This window comes from Nitrospiraceae bacterium (assembly GCA_020632595.1).
Classification (GTDB): domain Bacteria; phylum Nitrospirota; class Nitrospiria; order Nitrospirales; family UBA8639; genus Nitrospira_E.
This window is the reverse complement of sequence record JACKFF010000015.1, coordinates 14,494-30,107: the sequence shown is the minus strand read 5'-3', so window position 1 is coordinate 30,107 and position 15,614 is coordinate 14,494. Positions and strand designations below refer to the sequence as shown.

Here is a 15,614-nt window from a genome sequence, read left to right as displayed (position 1 = left end):
TCAAAACAAAATACTGCTCTTTTTCCGCAAAAAACATTTCGTGTGAATGAAGCCTAACCTGCACGACATCCGGTCGAGATGGTATATTGAGCCCGACTCGACCAACCAACTTTTCTTACTACATTCTGAGAGACTCTACGCATGAGCACGGCAGGCGAAGAAATTGTCGTTTATGTGACCCCGGACGGCGAAATCCGGGTGGACGTGCGACTTGAGCAGGAGTCCGTCTGGCTTACGCAACGGCAAATTTCAGAGCTATTCGATACATCCACGGACAACATCGGCTTACATTTGAAGAACATCTTTCACGAAGGTGAACTGGAAGAATCGGCAACTGCCGAGGATTCCTCGGTAGTTCAAATGGAAGGCAAACGACGAGTCACTCGCACGATCAAGCACTACAACCTGGACGCCATTATCTCCGTCGGCTACCGCGTCAACTCCAAACGCGGCACCCAATTCCGCATTTTGGCAACACAGATATTGCGTGATCATCTGGTGAAGGGCTACTCCGTCAACCAGGCTCGGCTGGAGGAACTCCAGCCGACGGTCCGGCTGGTGGCGACCATGGCGGAACGCCGGGATCTTTCCGGCGATGAGGCCACCGCGCTTCTCCACATGGTAAGCGAGTATAGCCGGGCGCTGGATCTGCTTGACGAATATGACCACCAACGGGTGCCCGCCTCCATGGCAGGAAGCCAGACACGTTACGCCTTAACCTATGAGGAAGCCATTGGCATGGTGGATCGTTTGCGAGAACGATTTGGGGATTCGGCCATCTTTGCGCAGGAAAAAGATGAAAGCCTGCACAGTAGCCTGCAAGCGATAATGCAAACGTTCGGTGGGCAGGATCTCTATCCCAACTTAGAGGGAGAAGAGGCCACTTACTTTATTTCCTGGTGAAAAACCACTCCTTTGTGGATGGAAACAAGCGTATCGCGGCTGCGTTATTTCTTTGGTTTCTGGGTCTGTTGAAAAAAGCCGCCAGCGGCGTTCTCGCCATTTTTCCGTGCTCACGTACTCAGCGTACGCTCCGCGCGTAAAAACGGCTGCGTCCTTGCTGGACGGACTTTTTTGAACCGACCCGGAGCCTTTGATGAGTAATCTAATCCTGGGCAAATTTGTCCTTGTTAATTTTAATTATTCAACACTCCCTTTCTGGAACGCAATAGAGTCCTGACCAATGCCGCCGGGGCGCGTTTGATTTCGGATGCCGCACTCGTGGCCATGACCCTGATGATCGCGGAAAGCCGCCAGGAAGAAAAGGACGTGTTGGTGCGCATCGTCATGCACCTCCTCTGTCAATACGATCCGGTATGAGCACCCGCACGGCACACACTGTCTGCGCGGATTGACACACAAGACCTTGGACGGCGATGCTATGAGGAAATGGCCTGAACGGTACCAATCTTTTATTTTCACATTCTGAAAGGAAATCATGACCATGAATCTATTACGCATGATGATCGGCATGTCTTTGAGTGTTGCCCTCTTCGCGGGAACCGGGTTAGCCACAGAACCGGCGGAGGTAGAGAAATACGTGAAGGCCCGTATTGAGATCGGCGAAATGATGACGAACTATTTTAAGGGTGGCAAGGGGTACGGAGAAGGTCAACGGCCGTCACCGGAAGCCATGAAGGAAATGGGCGCGGATATCAATACAAAACTCAGTGCATTATTGGCAACACATGATTTGACGATCGAGGAATATCGCCAGCGCAGCCCTGAGGTCTTTGCCGATGATGCCGCCGTAAAGGGGTATCTCAGTGAACATCCGGATCTGAAGGCACGCTACGATGCCCTTCCATTAGGCAGCATGAAAGGCGGGAGCACCGGGCGGGGGTACTGAGACACCCCTTAATTTCAGACAGGATGCTCCCCTTCAAAAAATTCATTTGTTGCTGCAGGCCTGGTCAAAGAAAGCGGCAATCATGATGAGACCCTGTCCGTAACAATGCCAATTCGTTTTCCCATCGACACACAATTACAGGATGGTTCGGCCGTGCGATTGGCGCTGGCCGAACCCAAGGATATCGAATCGCTTCGGCAGCTGTACAACGTGATTGTCGATGAAGGGACGTCCTTTCCCCATGAACAGATGCCGTCCGATGGAGATTTTCAGGCCTATTGGTTTGGAGGCTGCGGCACCGTGCTGGCTTTTGTGCGGACCGGAACAAATTCCCTGGAGCTGGCCGGAGCCTATTATGTCAAAGCAAATTGGCCGGGCCGGGCCAAGCACGTGGCCAACGCGGGGTTCATTGTCGCGCCGAGATGGCGCGGAAAGGGTTTGGGCCGCCTTCTTGGAGAGACGATGTTAGCCCATGCCCGTTCGCTCGGCTTTCGGAGCGTGATTTTCAACCTGGTTTTTTCGGAGAATCACGTGGCGCATCGTCTGTGGACGCAATTGGGCTTTCGTGAACTCGCCACCCTCCCGCAAGCGGTGCGGAAAGACGACGGAACCTACCAGGATGCCCATATTCTGTTCCGGTCACTTTGTGACGACAGCCACCTGACCGGTCACCCCTGAAATGAGGCATCACGCCAGCTGATTTGGTTTGAGTTCAGAAAAATCTATGGTGACGGATTGGAGGTCTCCAGATAAGATATTTTCATGAAATTGAAAGGCTCCGATCCAAGTTTTATTGACTCACGCCGTCCCAGTCAACTTGGTGATAGGCTCGCCAAACACAAGATTAACGAAGCCCGAAAACTCACTCCCGAACAGCGGCTACTCCTTGCCCTTGAACTGTCCGATGCCGCTGCCGCTCTCCAACGCACGTGTTCCAACAAGCATTAACCGTCATTCTTTGCCGCCTTGAAACAGCCAAAGCACAAGTCCTTATCCGACCATTCTGTCTGGCTGCGCCTTGACAAATAGACCCATTCCCGTACTATCAAAACACGAGAACAGCAGGACAGAACGGTTTTGATCCCTTATAAATGAGGAAGACAACTCATTGAATTTTTCTCTCTGTATGCGTATTTGCCATAGAATCCGACATCAGGGGAAAGCGCACGGGTCATCATTCGCTTCCCGACTTTTCACCTGGAACCTTCAAACGGAGGTAGTTGAATCCCATGAACAATGAGCAGCCGGCTACGGTGTTAGCCAGTCTCATAGACAGCATGCAGAGTCTCCAACTCTCCACAGTCGGGATGGACGGCATTCCCCACTGCAGCTATACCCCCTACTTGCACAGGGCTCCCGGCAACTTTTACATCTTTGTCAGTCAACTGGCCGCACATACCCGCCACCTGCTGGCAAACCGGACTGTTGCCATCATGATCATTGCCGATGAACAGTCGACATTACAGATTTTCGCCAGGACGAGGGTGCATTACGTGTGTGAGGCCACCCATATTCCGCCCGATCATCCCGAATACGAGTCTGTGCTGGACGACTACCAGGAACGGCATGGCAAGATGGCAGGCCTGTTACGGCAACTGCCGGACTTTGTTCTGTTTCAACTGCACACGAAGAGCGGGCAGTTTGTGATGGGGTTTGGCAAAGCGTACACACTGACCGGCGACAATTTGTCGGTCTTCGAACATTCCCGCACGGGATAGTGTGTATGATCCAACGCTACGCTTCATTCACTATTGCGGGTGCAGGACACCCCAGCGGCTGAATAAGGACCGGTCACCTACCGGGCACATGCCCCCTTCAGAAACCGCGAGGCTGATCGATCATGGTTCCCATGAAAAAAGCTGCAAGAAGATTTGTAGGGTCACCACACCACACGTTCAGCGTGCATCCTGATGGTGGGCCGGCAAACCCCAGAAATGACGCGAATCAAAATCCCCCTCCCTGAAATAGGGCTGCTCCTCGCCCTTAAACGGTCCAATCCGGCTGCCGGCCCTCATATACAATGCGGATGTTCTCGCAATCGTTATCCTGGAAATTTTTCAGCCTTGAAACAACCAGGAGGCATAGGCTTCTCAAGCCCTTTGCCCGAATTGATGGATTCACCATGGTCTCTTCGGACTTTACAGAAGAGTGAAGGTTCGGTATTCTTGCGGCAACGCCGACCCAAACTTCCGGATAATCGTTCAGGACCGACCTCTTATACAAAGAAGGTCAGTGTGCCATGTGGCTTTCCCCCTCAGGCCGAAGCCCTCATCCCTTCCAGCACATTCCTCCCCTCAGCAAGACCGGCTCCAGCGGGTGGCAATGCCTCCAGGGCGAATGGTTGAGATTTTCTTGGCAGACTGGACCATCGCGGCTAGAAACCATTTGATGGGAGAGGCTTGAACGGATATCCGGTAAAACCGGCGCAGGAAACTCCCGGGTCAGCTTTTTCAAGGGGAAGAACACATTTATGAAACGGGATGTGGAAATGGAGAACACTATACGGGGGAACAATTAAAAGGCAGATTTCACGTGCCAGGATTCGGAAAACGTATTTTCATCTTATGGACCATATGTAGAGCGCTTTTGCAGAGAAAGCACCACAATCACCAACTACTATGTATTAGGAAACCCACGATGCCCAAATTAGCCAAGAGTCAGTATTTTAATCCCTGGCATCATGCCAGTCCCGGAGACAAATTACCCGAGTTCGTGAATGGAATCATTGAGATTCCCAAAGGCACGAGAGCAAAGTATGAATTAGACAAAGAGAGTGGCCTGCTGATACTGGACAGAGTGCTATATTCTTCCGTGTATTACCCTGCCAATTACGGATTCATTCCGCAATCCTATTGTGAAGATAAAGATCCCTTGGATATTCTTGTGATTTCACAAATTGATGTCGTCCCGATGTGCATCGTACCGGCCAAAGTCATTGGCGTCATGCGCATGCTTGATAACGGAGAGGCGGATGACAAAATCATCGCAGTTGCGGCAGGCGACCCAAGCGTCAGTCATATTAAGGATATTTCCGAATTGCCCCAACACTTTATTTCCGAAATGCGGCATTTCTTTGAAGAGTACAAGACGCTTGAACATAAAGCGGTGGTGGTGGAGGAATTTTTAGAGAAAAAAGTGGCTCAAAACATTCTGAATCAGAGCCTTGCGATGTATAAAGATATGTTTTAAAACACCGGGTTACCGGATTGTCCCAATGCCGACCGTCCGGGTGAGGTCACAATTGACCTGCCCGGCCCTCGGCTTTTGCGTTACGAAATTCAACCAGGATTTAGCCGACAATCTCGCCACACATCACATCTGAGAGCAACCCGGTTGCTCGTGATGAGTCATCTCCCATTTTCATATTCTCAAGCTGCAGGCTTGAGCAGAACCTTGCCCCAGCCATTTTCCCCGCGCTTCAAAATGCCGATACGGGGAGTGTTGAATAATAAAGATGTTCAAGAGAAAATTTGCCCAGGATTAGTTTACTCATCAAAGGCTCCGGGTCGGTTCAAAAAAGTCCGTCCAGCAAGGCCGCAGCCATTTTTACGCGCGGAGCGTACGCGTCGTACGTGAGCACGGAAAAATGGCGAGAACGCCGCTGGCGGCTTTTTTCAACAGACCCATACGCTATCGATGACTCACGAAGAGACAGCTCGTGAATGACGAGGAACGAGGGCTTGGCGTTGCCTACCTCATAAGCGATGGGGGTCATGCCCCAGAAGTGTACACGAGTGCTTTTAACCCTTCGTTTCTCTCCTATGAATGAATGGAATTCCCAACCCTCATTTTCAAGCCGAACCCAGGGACTCTATTCACGCCACATTTCCTCCGGCAGGCCAAAGGTCCTAGAAAGAAAATGACAGAAGGGGGTACTGAGAAGAACCCTGGCTGACAAACGTTCAGGTGACTCTCCTGTCCCTATGCGTTCTCCAGGGCGTCTTCCGCTTTTTAGATAAAATGCGGAATGAAATAAAGATTTTGGTTATTGTCCTCTGACAGACCGGGCTGAGAAAATTCATAAAGATCATGAAGGCAGTCCATGCACCCCTTAGCATGGAACCAAGCTGCTGAGGGTTCATGAGCTGTCATGTTGCTTTTGAAGACCAGTCAACAACGTTAGGAGGCGTGAATGAAGGATCAACCATTTCTCACAGACGTACAAACCTTACGCAAACGCGCAAGAGAACACATGGAAAAAGGGGCGGTGACGCCTGGGTATGCAGCCGACCGGGATACGGTGATTAAGCTACTCAACGAAGCCCTGGCAACTGAAATCGTCTGTGTCCTCCGGTATAAGCGGCACTATTATATGGCGTCAGGCATTCATGCTCAGAGCGTGGCGGCGGAATTTCTCCAACATGCCAATGAAGAGCAAGGCCATGCCGATCAATTGGCGGAGCGGATCGTCCAACTGGGCGGCGAACCGAATCTCTCCCCTGAGGGAATGCTCATGCGCAGTCATTCCGAATATGTGGAAGGCACATCTCTGGTCGACATGATCAAGGAGGATCTGGTGGCCGAGCGCATTGCCATTGATAGCTATCGGGAAGTGATCAACTATCTAGACACGAAGGATTCCACATCCCGCCGCATGTTGGAGGGCATTTTGGCTGTCGAGGAAGAGCACGCTGATGACCTCGTCTCACTTCTGGAGGAAATGGGCTCCTAACGATTGGCTATGAGGGAGGCAAAGAACCGGGACATACGGATCGTGATTCTTATGGGTGTCTCGGGTTCAGGAAAAACAACCATTGGTCAACTCCTGGCCAGAAAGCTTGGTTGGTCTTTTTACGAAGGCGATGATTTCCATTCACCCAGCAATATGTCCAAAATGTTTGGTGGAGTTCCGTTAAGCGACAAAGACCGGATTCCCTGGCTCTTGGCGATCCATCAACTGGTTCACGATCTGATAACCCAATCCCAGCGCGCGGTCATCACGTGTTCCGCTTTAAAACAGACGTACCGGAAGTTGATCACTGAGGGGCATCCCCAAGTCTCATTGGTGTATTTGCGAGGCAATTACGCATTGCTTCACCCACGCCTGCAGGCACGAACTGACCACTTTATGAAAGCCGATCTGTTAGCCAGTCAGTTCACGGCGCTTGAAGAACCTCACAACGTGCCCTTCGTTGACGTTTCCCAACCGCCAGAAGTGATTGTGGAACACATCAAAAGCATGCTGCATTTACAACCCGCATAACAGAATGGCGATGTCATCATACGAACGGCTGCACATAACAGGGAGAGCGTTCCCGGAGGGAGAAGATTTTATGATGAGGCATGAGGGAGGCCCCTTCCTCTCGCATCGATCAGAGAATCAGGACATTCGGGGGGATTGGTCTTTTTCCTTTTTCCATTTATACCAGATGGTTTCATTGCTCCCATGCGGATAGATCAATCGCTTCAGCGCAATGTAGGGCCGCCAAAGGTAGCGGTGGTATCGTCTATTCAAATCCGATCGTTTCGCCAACTGACGTTCATTCTCGGATAAACTCTGCGGTTGGAAAGTGTGTTTGTGTTTATACAGATGATAGAGATCCTCTCGAATCAAGCGTTGGAACATCTTCTCAGTCAGCGCGCCCACCCAACCCTGTCGAACCGGAACAGGCAGGCAAATCTGAAAATCGATGAGGTAGGGCTTTCCTTCGGTTGAACAAATGATATTCCCCCGTTTATTTAAGTCCGCATAGAAAATGCGCCGTCGGTGAACCGCCTGAACAATGCCCCGTAATTGATCGAAAAAGTCAGGAGCCAGCGTTGTGGCATACGTAGCCATCGCCGGATCTCCCACCACCACCTTAAATTGTTCCTGGATGCGTCTTTCAATTTCATGAAGCGTGTGCCCTTCAATGAATCGATGAAAATATCCTCGTTTTCCGTATCGCGGCCCTAAGGCTGGAATGCCGGGGAGATCAGACACCATCTGATAGATGCGATATTCCCGCCTGGATATCCATCCCGTCAGAGGGCGAAACAGCCAGCCCAGCACAAAACGAAAGTCGCTGAGCTTCAGGACGTATCGTTCGCCTTTCTGATTCCGATACAGAACATTGACGGAGAAAAAATCGTCCTTCAGGATCCGTTCATAGCCGTACTCGGCTCCATAAATTTCCACGACTGGGGGATAAGATCGTGTCATGGGCATGGTATTTTCCGCGCCAGGGCTCAACCGGATCCCATGGTACACCATCTGAATAAACATTTCTCCCGCTTGTCCTCATGTGGAGGCCTGAAGGTGTTGAATTCTGCCACGCCGGTGATTTCTCTAAACAGCATGTCGTCGAGTACAAAGACTCCGATCTGGTTCCCTACGGCACTGCACCGGACCGCACCCTGTCAAAGACTCTTCCCGGTATTCCAGGGACTGCTTAGGCTCAACATTTTACTGTGCTACGATGAACGACCGGAAAACGTTTCCACCACAATAGGAACGGTTCACGTCCTCATACATGCACTCGCGTGATCCCGGGGGCCGGTTCATTTTTTTCGGACATATCCTGAATTTTCTGATAAGGTAGGCAAAAGAGACGTTCAGCAATCCGACTCTCTCGTATCACGAGATTGACCCGTTTGTAACAATGCCCTATCAGCCCATCGAAAATTACGGCCTGATCGGAAATATGCAGACGACTGCACTGGTCGGCATGAACGGGTCCATCGATTGGTTCTGCTATCCTTATTTCGACTCTCCCAGCCTGTTCTGCGCGATTCTGGATGATGCCAAAGGGGGCAGGTTTAAAATTGCGCCTACTCCCGACGGGGTCAAATCCAAACAATATTATTGGCCGGACACGAATGTCCTCGTGACACGGTTTCATACTCCGGTGGGAGTGGGGCGGGTCATTGATTTTATGCCGGTCGGGTTTCGCACCACTGACTGTATCCGGGACGGATTGATCCGCCGTGTACAAGCCATCAGAAAATCGATGACCTTTCGTCTCGAATGCCGTCCGGCATTCAACTATGGTCGAGAACCCCATACACTCACAATCACCAAGGATGGAGCTCGCTTCCAATCCTCCCGCCTGACCATTCGACTTGGATCCACGATTCCACTGACGCAGGACGGCGACGGGATTTTCACCGAATTCACTCTTCAAGAAGGGGAGGAAATCGATTTTTGTCTGCAGGAAATCGAATCTGGCCATACCCAGGGCACCCTCTCCTGCCCGGAAACACAAGCAGAAGAATTATTTAAACATACGGTCGACTATTGGCGTCGATGGCTGTCGAAATGCACGTACACAGGCCGGTGGCGGGAAATGGTTCACCGCTCGGCTTTAGTTCTTAAATTGTTGACGTTCCAGCCAACCGGTGCGATTGTCGCCGCTCCCACCTGCAGCCTTCCTGAAGAGATCGGCGGGGTTCGAAATTGGGATTACCGATACACCTGGATACGGGACGCCGCGTTTACCTTATACGGTCTATTACGCATCGGCTTTACAGAGGAAGCCTCCGCCTTTATGCATTGGCTGGAAGCCCGTTGTCATGAATTGAATCCTGACGGATCACTACAACTCATGTATGGGATTGACGGGCGCCACCAGCTCACCGAAGAAACCCTGGCCCATCTTGAGGGCTATCGGGGGTCACACCCTGTCCGAGTGGGCAATGGTGCCTACAAGCAACTCCAACTCGATATTTACGGGGAATTGATGGACTCCGTGTATCTCTATAATAAGTACGGCACCCCGATTTCGTACGACCTGTGGAAACACCTTCGGCGCATGATCAATTGGGTCTGCGACAACTGGCAGCGTACCGACGAAGGCATATGGGAAGTGCGAGGGGGCCAGCAACATTTTGTCTATTCCAAATTGATGTGTTGGGTGGCCGTGGACCGTGGGCTGCGCCTGGCCGAGAAACGGTCCTTCCCCGCAGACCGCGAACGGTGGCTGAAAACCCGGGATAATATCTATGAAGAAATCATGTCCAAGGGATGGGATTCAAAACGACAAGCCTTTATCCAGCGATATGGAAGCAGTTCGCTGGATGCCGCCAATTTAGTGATGCCTCTGGTGTTTTTCGTGTCACCTACGGACCCCCGTATGCTCAAGACCCTGGATGCCATCAACCGGAAGCCGGAAGAAGGAGGCCTGGTCTCCAACGGACTGGTCTATCGGTATAATTTATCCGAAATTCAGGACGGGCTGGACGGAGAGGAAGGCACGTTCAATCTTTGTACGTTCTGGCTCGTAGAAGCGATGACCCGCGCTGGGCAAGCCGATCGCAATCGCTTAGAAGAAGCCCGCCTTGTGTTTGAACAAATGCTCGGATATGCCAACCACCTAGGGCTTTATGCCGAAGAAACCGGCCATCATGGTGAGGCCCTTGGCAATTTTCCGCAAGCCTTTACGCATCTCGCCCTTATCAGCGCGGCCTTCAACCTGGACCGGGCGTTAGGCAAATAACCAAGCAGACTCCCCCTTTCCGACTCGCTCGCCTCTTCCTCCCTGACGGTGCAATCCGGGCCACCATTGCCGAGTTCCTCAATCTGCGCCTACACTTTCTGGATGCATGTGATCATTGGATGCGGGAATCTCTATCGAAAGGATGACGGGATAGGAGTCGTGGTGGCTCACCGACTCCAGTCATATTTTTCCAAACATCCCCAATCCAATCTTCAGATTGTTGAGGCAGGCACGAATGGGATCGATGTGCTGCTTCAGGCTCATGGAGCCGGCAAGCTGACCCTGATCGATGCCTGCTGTAGCGGCTCTGAACCGGGCACCCTCTTTCAGCTTTCCGGCCCTGACCTGATGAACCAGCCTCCCCCAAATTTCAACCCGCATAATTTTCGTTGGGATCATGCCGTCCATGCCGGCCGGATCATCTTTCAAGATGCGTTCCCTCAGGATATCACCGTCTTTCTCATTGAAGTGTTGGATACCACCTTTGGAGAAAACTTGAGCCCGGGTGTCGCCGCTTCGGTTGAAAAGACTTGCGCCATGATCATCTCATTCATTCACGAATCCTCCCGCCCACCGCTCCCCACTCAACAATCACCAACTCTCTAACCGGCCTCACTCGGTTTGCTGTGAGAAATATGTTATACACTACCTATTGTCCTTCATGAGGTTTTTCCAATGTCTGGAATTTTTTCGGGGTTTTCACCTCACAACCCATTCAACTCTCCAAACCACAGGCATGCGTTTATGATTGATACCGAATCCATTGCACGAGCTCCCGAAGAGGCCTTGGCACGTGACGTGTCATTTGACTTGAACCATTCCCTACGCTATGTCAGCATGGGGAACGCTACTGTCCGAGTCCTCAAGCCTTCCGCTCCGACCGGAGAAGGCTTAGCAGGCCGGCGCCCATGGATTCACCAACACCAACCGTCTTGCCCGGATCGCAAAGGATTTTAATGCTCAGTATTCTCGGATTAGGATTTTTAATGGGTATGCGTCATGCCTGTGAGGCCGACCATGCCGCAGCCGTCGCTTCTTTAGCTACCCGAAGTGGATCAATCGCGCAAACCGTCAAGCAGGGGATGGTCTGGGGTTTGGGGCATACACTGACGTTGTTGATCTTCAGTTCACTGGTTTTGATGTTGGGCACTATCATTCCCGAACGATTCGCTGCAGGGTTGGAACTCATGGTGGGCGTGATGTTGATAGGCCTGGGGCTCGACGTGTTCCGACGATTACAAAAAAACCGGATTCATTTTCATGTTCATCAACATCCGGATCGCCCTCCCCACTTTCATGCGCATGGGCATACCGAACCCACACACCCTGACAATACGTCCCATGATCATGCTCATGGTTTTCCTTATCGTGCGTTGCTGATCGGCTTGATGCACGGGATGGCCGGATCAGCCGCACTGATCCTCTTAACTTTGAACGCCACACTATCCATGAGCCAGGCCATTATGTATATCCTCCTTTTCGGGTTAGGATCGATACTCGGCATGGGCCTTCTGTCCGTGATCATGGCGATTCCCTTTTGGTACTCGGCCCGATCCCTGACATGGCTCCATAACGGGCTTCAGGCCTGTGTGGGGGTAATGGCCACCGTACTTGGAATCGTGATGGCATTTTCCTCCGGATCCTCACTCTGGCATTCATGAGGCTTTTTCCCGATCCTTCACGCACCTCGCCTTCATTAACGCGACTTTACACCCTCATCGGCTTTAGGCCGATCGGTCGCCTCCTGTTCGGACCGGTCTTCCCGTATAATTCATCAATTGTTTTTTTTCAGAATAGACCATAGGATAGGAGACAGCCAAAACCAACCTGGAAGGAATATGACAATGAGTCAATTGGTCCGCTTTGGGGTTTCTCTTGAAGAAACACTCCTTGCCGCTTTTGATCAACACATCAACCGGAAAGGATACCAGAATCGCTCTGAGGCGATTCGAGACCTCATCCGCAATCAGCTTGTCGGGGAAGAATGGGGCGGAAATAAAGAGACGGTCGGCACCATTACTCTTGTGTATGACCATCATCAATCAGATGTGCTGCAACAATTAACTCACCATCAGCACGAATACGGGAAGCAAATCATCTCGAATCTGCATGTGCATTTGGATCACGACCATTGCCTGGAAGTCATTGTGGTCAGAGGGCGAAGTTCAGCCCTCGTTGATTTAGCCAATCTGCTGATTAAAACCAAAGGGGTCAAGCATGGACAACTCACGATGACGACCACGGGAAAAGCCGTGAAATAGCGCACATTTCTCCTCTCAAGACATTTCGGCCACACCTCATGGCCTCCTTTCCTTCCCATGCCTCCTCTCTCTTCATCGTCTTCCCGCACGATTATGAATTGACAATATCACCGGACCTTGCTACAAGTCGTGTCACTAATTTATTTTTCGTGTTACTGCTGGATATACCACTCGTTCCCACACTCGCTTTTCCTTTACCAATTCCATGGGTATGCGACTCCTTCACACGCTGGCGGTATGTTTCCCGGCCGGTGTTCTCTTCCTCTTGTGGGCCGGTCTGGCATCAGGACATGACCATGAGGAAGTCACGGTTTTAGAAGAGGTGCAAGTCGTTGGAGAGCGCCCTATTGCGGCATCTTCGAATCGAATCATTCTCAATGAGGATATCCTGCTTCAACCGCAAGGGCGGCCTGCGGATTTATTACGGTTGGCTCCCGGCCTTATTACCCTGGAACATTCAGGCGGTGCCGGGAAGGCAGATCAGTTTCTTCTGCGCGGCTTTGACGCCGATCATGGCACAGACCTGGCCCTTCATGTGGATGGCATGCCGATCAATATGCGCAGCCATGCGCATGGACAGGGATACGGAGACATCAATTTTATCATCCCTGAAACTATTGAAGAAATTACGGTCAAAAAAGGACCCTATCATGTGGAGTATGGGGACTTTGCCACGGCCGGCGCCGCCAATTATGTCACCCGTGAGTCGGTACCGGATACCGTTCTTCAGGCGGGCGGAGGAAGTTTCAATACTCAACGATATCTGTTCATGACCTCTCCCACTCACGATAGATTTCGGACTCTTTTCGCCGGAGAATTTTATTACACCGACGGCCCTTATGATTTTGTCAATCGCAATACCCGATACAATGGACTGGCGAAACTGACGTTTGATCCCTCCGCGACCTCCCGACTCAGTGTGACGCTTTCCCAATATTATGGACGATGGAACGGATCAGGGCAGATTCCTTTTCGTGCGGTAGAGGATGGATCGTTAGATCGCTTCGGCTCCCTTGATCCCTCAGAGGGCGGCAAATCTCTTCGGAGCACAGGTCGATTGGATTATCATTATGATTTTCCAGGGGGCGGCACTGCATTCGCCAACTTGTGGGCTCAATATTATTATCTGTCTCTATTCACAAACTTTACGTTTTACCTCAACGATTCGGACAATGGTGACGGCATTGAACAAACCGACCGGCGTTGGTTGACTGGAAGCGATGTCGGTTATCGCCAGATTTTTCGCCTGCTCAATTATGAGGGCACCATGACGGCCGGACTTCAGACACGCTTTGATCAAATCCAAGTGCGTTTGGGCACGCAACAGAAACGCTCATCCCTGGCCATCACACAGGAATCGGACATTTTCGAAGCTTCCTATTCTCCCTATCTGAAATTGGACCTTCAATTCCTTCCCTGGATGCGATTTGTGGGAGGCGGCCGGGTTGACGTCTTCACCTATAACGTGAAAGATCGTTGCGGGGCAGACTGCTCGGAACGACCAAACGGGACAGCCTCGAATGCCATCGCCAGCGGGAAAGCCAATCTCGTCTTGGGTCCCTGGTACCGGACGGAATTTTACTTGAATGTTGGAACCGGTTTTCACAGCAATGATGCGCGGGATGCGGTGGAAAATCCGTCGACTAACAGCTTGACCCGAGCTATTGGTTATGAAGTCGGTATCAGGAGCCGACCGTGGAACTGGTCCGAATTTCTCGCCACATTCTGGCTGTTGGATCTGGGATCTGAATTGGTATTCGTGGGGGATGACGGGACAACGGAGCCGCGAGGAAAGACGCGTCGCCTGGGAACGGAATTCAGTTCTCGCATCACCCCGATGGATTGGCTCACCATTCGAGGAGATATCACGTATACCCATGCCGAGTTCCGAAAAACGGGGGACTCCGTCCCCTTGGCGCCACAGTTCACCGCGTTTTCATCAGTCACAGCCCACTTCCCGCTTGGACTGTCGGGAATGTTGCAAATGTTGACCGTGGGAAGCCGTGCCGGCACGGAAGATAATAGCGTGAAACTGGAACCATTTACGATTTTTGATCTGGTGCTTCGCTACAAAATCCCTCTTGCGCCACCAACCGGACGCCTGGAGGCGTTTTTTAGCATCCGTAATTTGACCGATACCGATTGGCGCCAGGCCCAGTTTTATTATGAGTCCCGTCTTCCCGGAGAACCCGCCGGAGGTGTTGCCGATATTCACTTTGTCCCGGGCACTCCACGGATGTTCATGGGTGGGCTGACGTGGTTATTTCCGACATAACGGCCAGAACCATGATCGCATTTACCAGAGATGCAAGAGCCTTTTCTGCAAACGGTTCTACGATAAACCTATTTTTCCTCCATTTCATGAAACAGGGCTTTCCAGGATTGCCATCGGGAATCCCGGAAAGCCCCATTGTGTTTCAGAAATAGAAGCGCCTATTTTTCATGCATGTGTTGGGCAAGATAATTTTCTACCCCCACCTGCTTGATGGTTTCCATTTGCGTTTCGATCCAATCAATATGATCTTCTTCGCTTTTAATAATACTTTCCAACTTTGCGCGAGTGGTGAAATCTCCCACAGTGGCACAATGGGCAATAGCCTCAGTGAGGAGGGACACCGCTTCGTGTTCAAGAGCCAAATCTGATTTAAATTGCTCAGGAACCGTTTCTCCAATTTTAAGCGTCCCCAATCGCTGCAGATTGGGAACACCTTCCAAGTAGAGAATATGCTCGATCAGTTCTTCCGCATGCTTCATTTCATCAATCGAATGTTTCCGAATTTCATTATGCAATTGTTCATAACCCCAATTGCCGCACATTTCCCCATGCAGAAAATATTGATTAATCGCAGTCAGTTCATTGGTCAGAATTTTATTGAGAAAATCGATCACACCTTTTTTTGCCTTCATGAAAATCCTCCTTTTTTGAAAATTGTCTCAGACGTGAGATATTGCGTGTTCTGCTTCGTTTAATTTAATCATTTTATCGGTCGAGCTTCGGGGTGGTCAATGTTTTTATTTAGGGAAAATTAATTAATATTGAATTCTTTTCTCAACTTCGTTGATCTACATTTTCAAGTTCAATTATTTCCT

At 50.9% G+C, this 15,614-nt stretch carries 18 protein-coding genes; 15 read left to right on the top strand and 3 right to left on the bottom strand.

Annotation, left to right across the window (positions count from 1 at the left end):
* Positions 1-141: 141 nt before the first annotated feature.
* Both H6750_18645 and H6750_18640 read left to right on the top strand, forming a co-directional pair.
* Positions 142-903 carry a virulence RhuM family protein gene (locus H6750_18645; protein MCB9776326.1) on the top strand — a complete coding sequence of 254 codons (762 nt, stop codon included), beginning with the start codon at positions 142-144 and terminating at the stop codon, positions 901-903.
* Positions 900-1,043, top strand: a complete 144-nt coding sequence (locus H6750_18640) for a Fic family protein (protein ID MCB9776325.1) — start codon at positions 900-902, stop codon at positions 1,041-1,043. The genes H6750_18645 and H6750_18640 overlap by 4 nt, the downstream gene beginning before the upstream one ends.
* A gap of 93 nt (positions 1,044-1,136) precedes the next feature.
* On the opposite strand, the gene H6750_18635 is transcribed toward H6750_18640, so the two are convergent.
* Complete coding sequence (locus tag H6750_18635; GenBank protein ID MCB9776324.1) at positions 1,137-1,283, bottom strand: hypothetical protein; 147 nt, start codon at positions 1,281-1,283, stop codon at positions 1,137-1,139.
* 155 nt (positions 1,284-1,438) lie between these two features.
* On the opposite strand from H6750_18635, the gene H6750_18630 reads away from it, so the two are divergent.
* From H6750_18630 to H6750_18600, 7 genes are all read left to right on the top strand, one after another.
* Positions 1,439-1,849, top strand: coding sequence for a hypothetical protein (locus H6750_18630; GenBank protein MCB9776323.1), 411 nt, complete (start codon positions 1,439-1,441; stop codon positions 1,847-1,849).
* 105 nt (positions 1,850-1,954) lie between these two features.
* Positions 1,955-2,527, top strand: coding sequence for a GNAT family N-acetyltransferase (locus tag H6750_18625; GenBank protein MCB9776322.1), 573 nt, complete (start codon positions 1,955-1,957; stop codon positions 2,525-2,527).
* Between the two features lie 84 nt (positions 2,528-2,611).
* Entirely contained in the window at positions 2,612-2,797 is a 186-nt protein-coding gene (locus tag H6750_18620) for a hypothetical protein (GenBank protein ID MCB9776321.1), read from the top strand.
* Between the two features lie 281 nt (positions 2,798-3,078).
* Positions 3,079-3,567, top strand: a complete 489-nt coding sequence (locus tag H6750_18615) for a pyridoxamine 5'-phosphate oxidase family protein (protein MCB9776320.1) — start codon at positions 3,079-3,081, stop codon at positions 3,565-3,567.
* 919 nt (positions 3,568-4,486) lie between these two features.
* Positions 4,487-5,038 (top strand): inorganic diphosphatase, encoded by a 552-nt coding sequence (locus tag H6750_18610; GenBank protein MCB9776319.1) that lies wholly within the window; start codon positions 4,487-4,489, stop codon positions 5,036-5,038.
* 943 nt (positions 5,039-5,981) lie between these two features.
* Positions 5,982-6,521, top strand: a complete 540-nt coding sequence (locus H6750_18605; protein ID MCB9776318.1) for a bacterioferritin — start codon at positions 5,982-5,984, stop codon at positions 6,519-6,521.
* Positions 6,522-6,572: 51 nt separating this feature from the next.
* Complete coding sequence (locus tag H6750_18600) at positions 6,573-7,052, top strand: gluconokinase (GenBank protein MCB9776317.1); 480 nt, start codon at positions 6,573-6,575, stop codon at positions 7,050-7,052.
* 117 nt (positions 7,053-7,169) lie between these two features.
* Here H6750_18600 and H6750_18595 read toward each other — a convergent pair whose 3' ends face one another.
* Complete coding sequence (locus H6750_18595; protein ID MCB9776316.1) at positions 7,170-8,054, bottom strand: hypothetical protein; 885 nt, start codon at positions 8,052-8,054, stop codon at positions 7,170-7,172.
* Positions 8,055-8,430: 376 nt separating this feature from the next.
* On the opposite strand from H6750_18595, the gene H6750_18590 reads away from it, so the two are divergent.
* The 6 genes from H6750_18590 to H6750_18565 all read left to right on the top strand — a co-directional run bounded on the left by H6750_18590 (position 8,431) and on the right by H6750_18565 (position 14,799).
* Positions 8,431-10,263 (top strand): glycoside hydrolase family 15 protein, encoded by a 1,833-nt coding sequence (locus tag H6750_18590; GenBank protein ID MCB9776315.1) that lies wholly within the window; start codon positions 8,431-8,433, stop codon positions 10,261-10,263.
* A gap of 102 nt (positions 10,264-10,365) precedes the next feature.
* On the top strand, positions 10,366-10,869 hold the full coding sequence (locus H6750_18585) for a hydrogenase maturation protease (protein ID MCB9776314.1): 504 nt from the start codon (positions 10,366-10,368) through the stop codon (positions 10,867-10,869).
* A 69-nt stretch (positions 10,870-10,938) separates the two neighbouring features.
* The gene (locus H6750_18580) at positions 10,939-11,220 is read left to right on the top strand and encodes a hypothetical protein (protein ID MCB9776313.1); all 282 of its coding nucleotides are present in this window, start codon (positions 10,939-10,941) and stop codon (positions 11,218-11,220) included.
* Complete coding sequence (locus tag H6750_18575) at positions 11,220-11,924, top strand: urease accessory protein (protein MCB9776312.1); 705 nt, start codon at positions 11,220-11,222, stop codon at positions 11,922-11,924. The genes H6750_18580 and H6750_18575 overlap by 1 nt, the downstream gene beginning before the upstream one ends.
* 183 nt (positions 11,925-12,107) lie before the next feature.
* Positions 12,108-12,524 carry a nickel-responsive transcriptional regulator NikR gene (gene nikR, locus H6750_18570; GenBank protein MCB9776311.1) on the top strand — a complete coding sequence of 139 codons (417 nt, stop codon included), beginning with the start codon at positions 12,108-12,110 and terminating at the stop codon, positions 12,522-12,524.
* Positions 12,525-12,735: 211 nt separating this feature from the next.
* Positions 12,736-14,799, top strand: a complete 2,064-nt coding sequence (locus H6750_18565) for a TonB-dependent receptor plug domain-containing protein (GenBank protein ID MCB9776310.1) — start codon at positions 12,736-12,738, stop codon at positions 14,797-14,799.
* A gap of 158 nt (positions 14,800-14,957) precedes the next feature.
* Here H6750_18565 and bfr read toward each other — a convergent pair whose 3' ends face one another.
* Positions 14,958-15,431: a bacterioferritin gene (gene bfr / locus H6750_18560; GenBank protein MCB9776309.1), complete on the bottom strand. Its 474-nt coding sequence runs from the start codon at positions 15,429-15,431 to the stop codon at positions 14,958-14,960.
* Between the last annotated feature and the right edge of the window lie 183 nt (positions 15,432-15,614).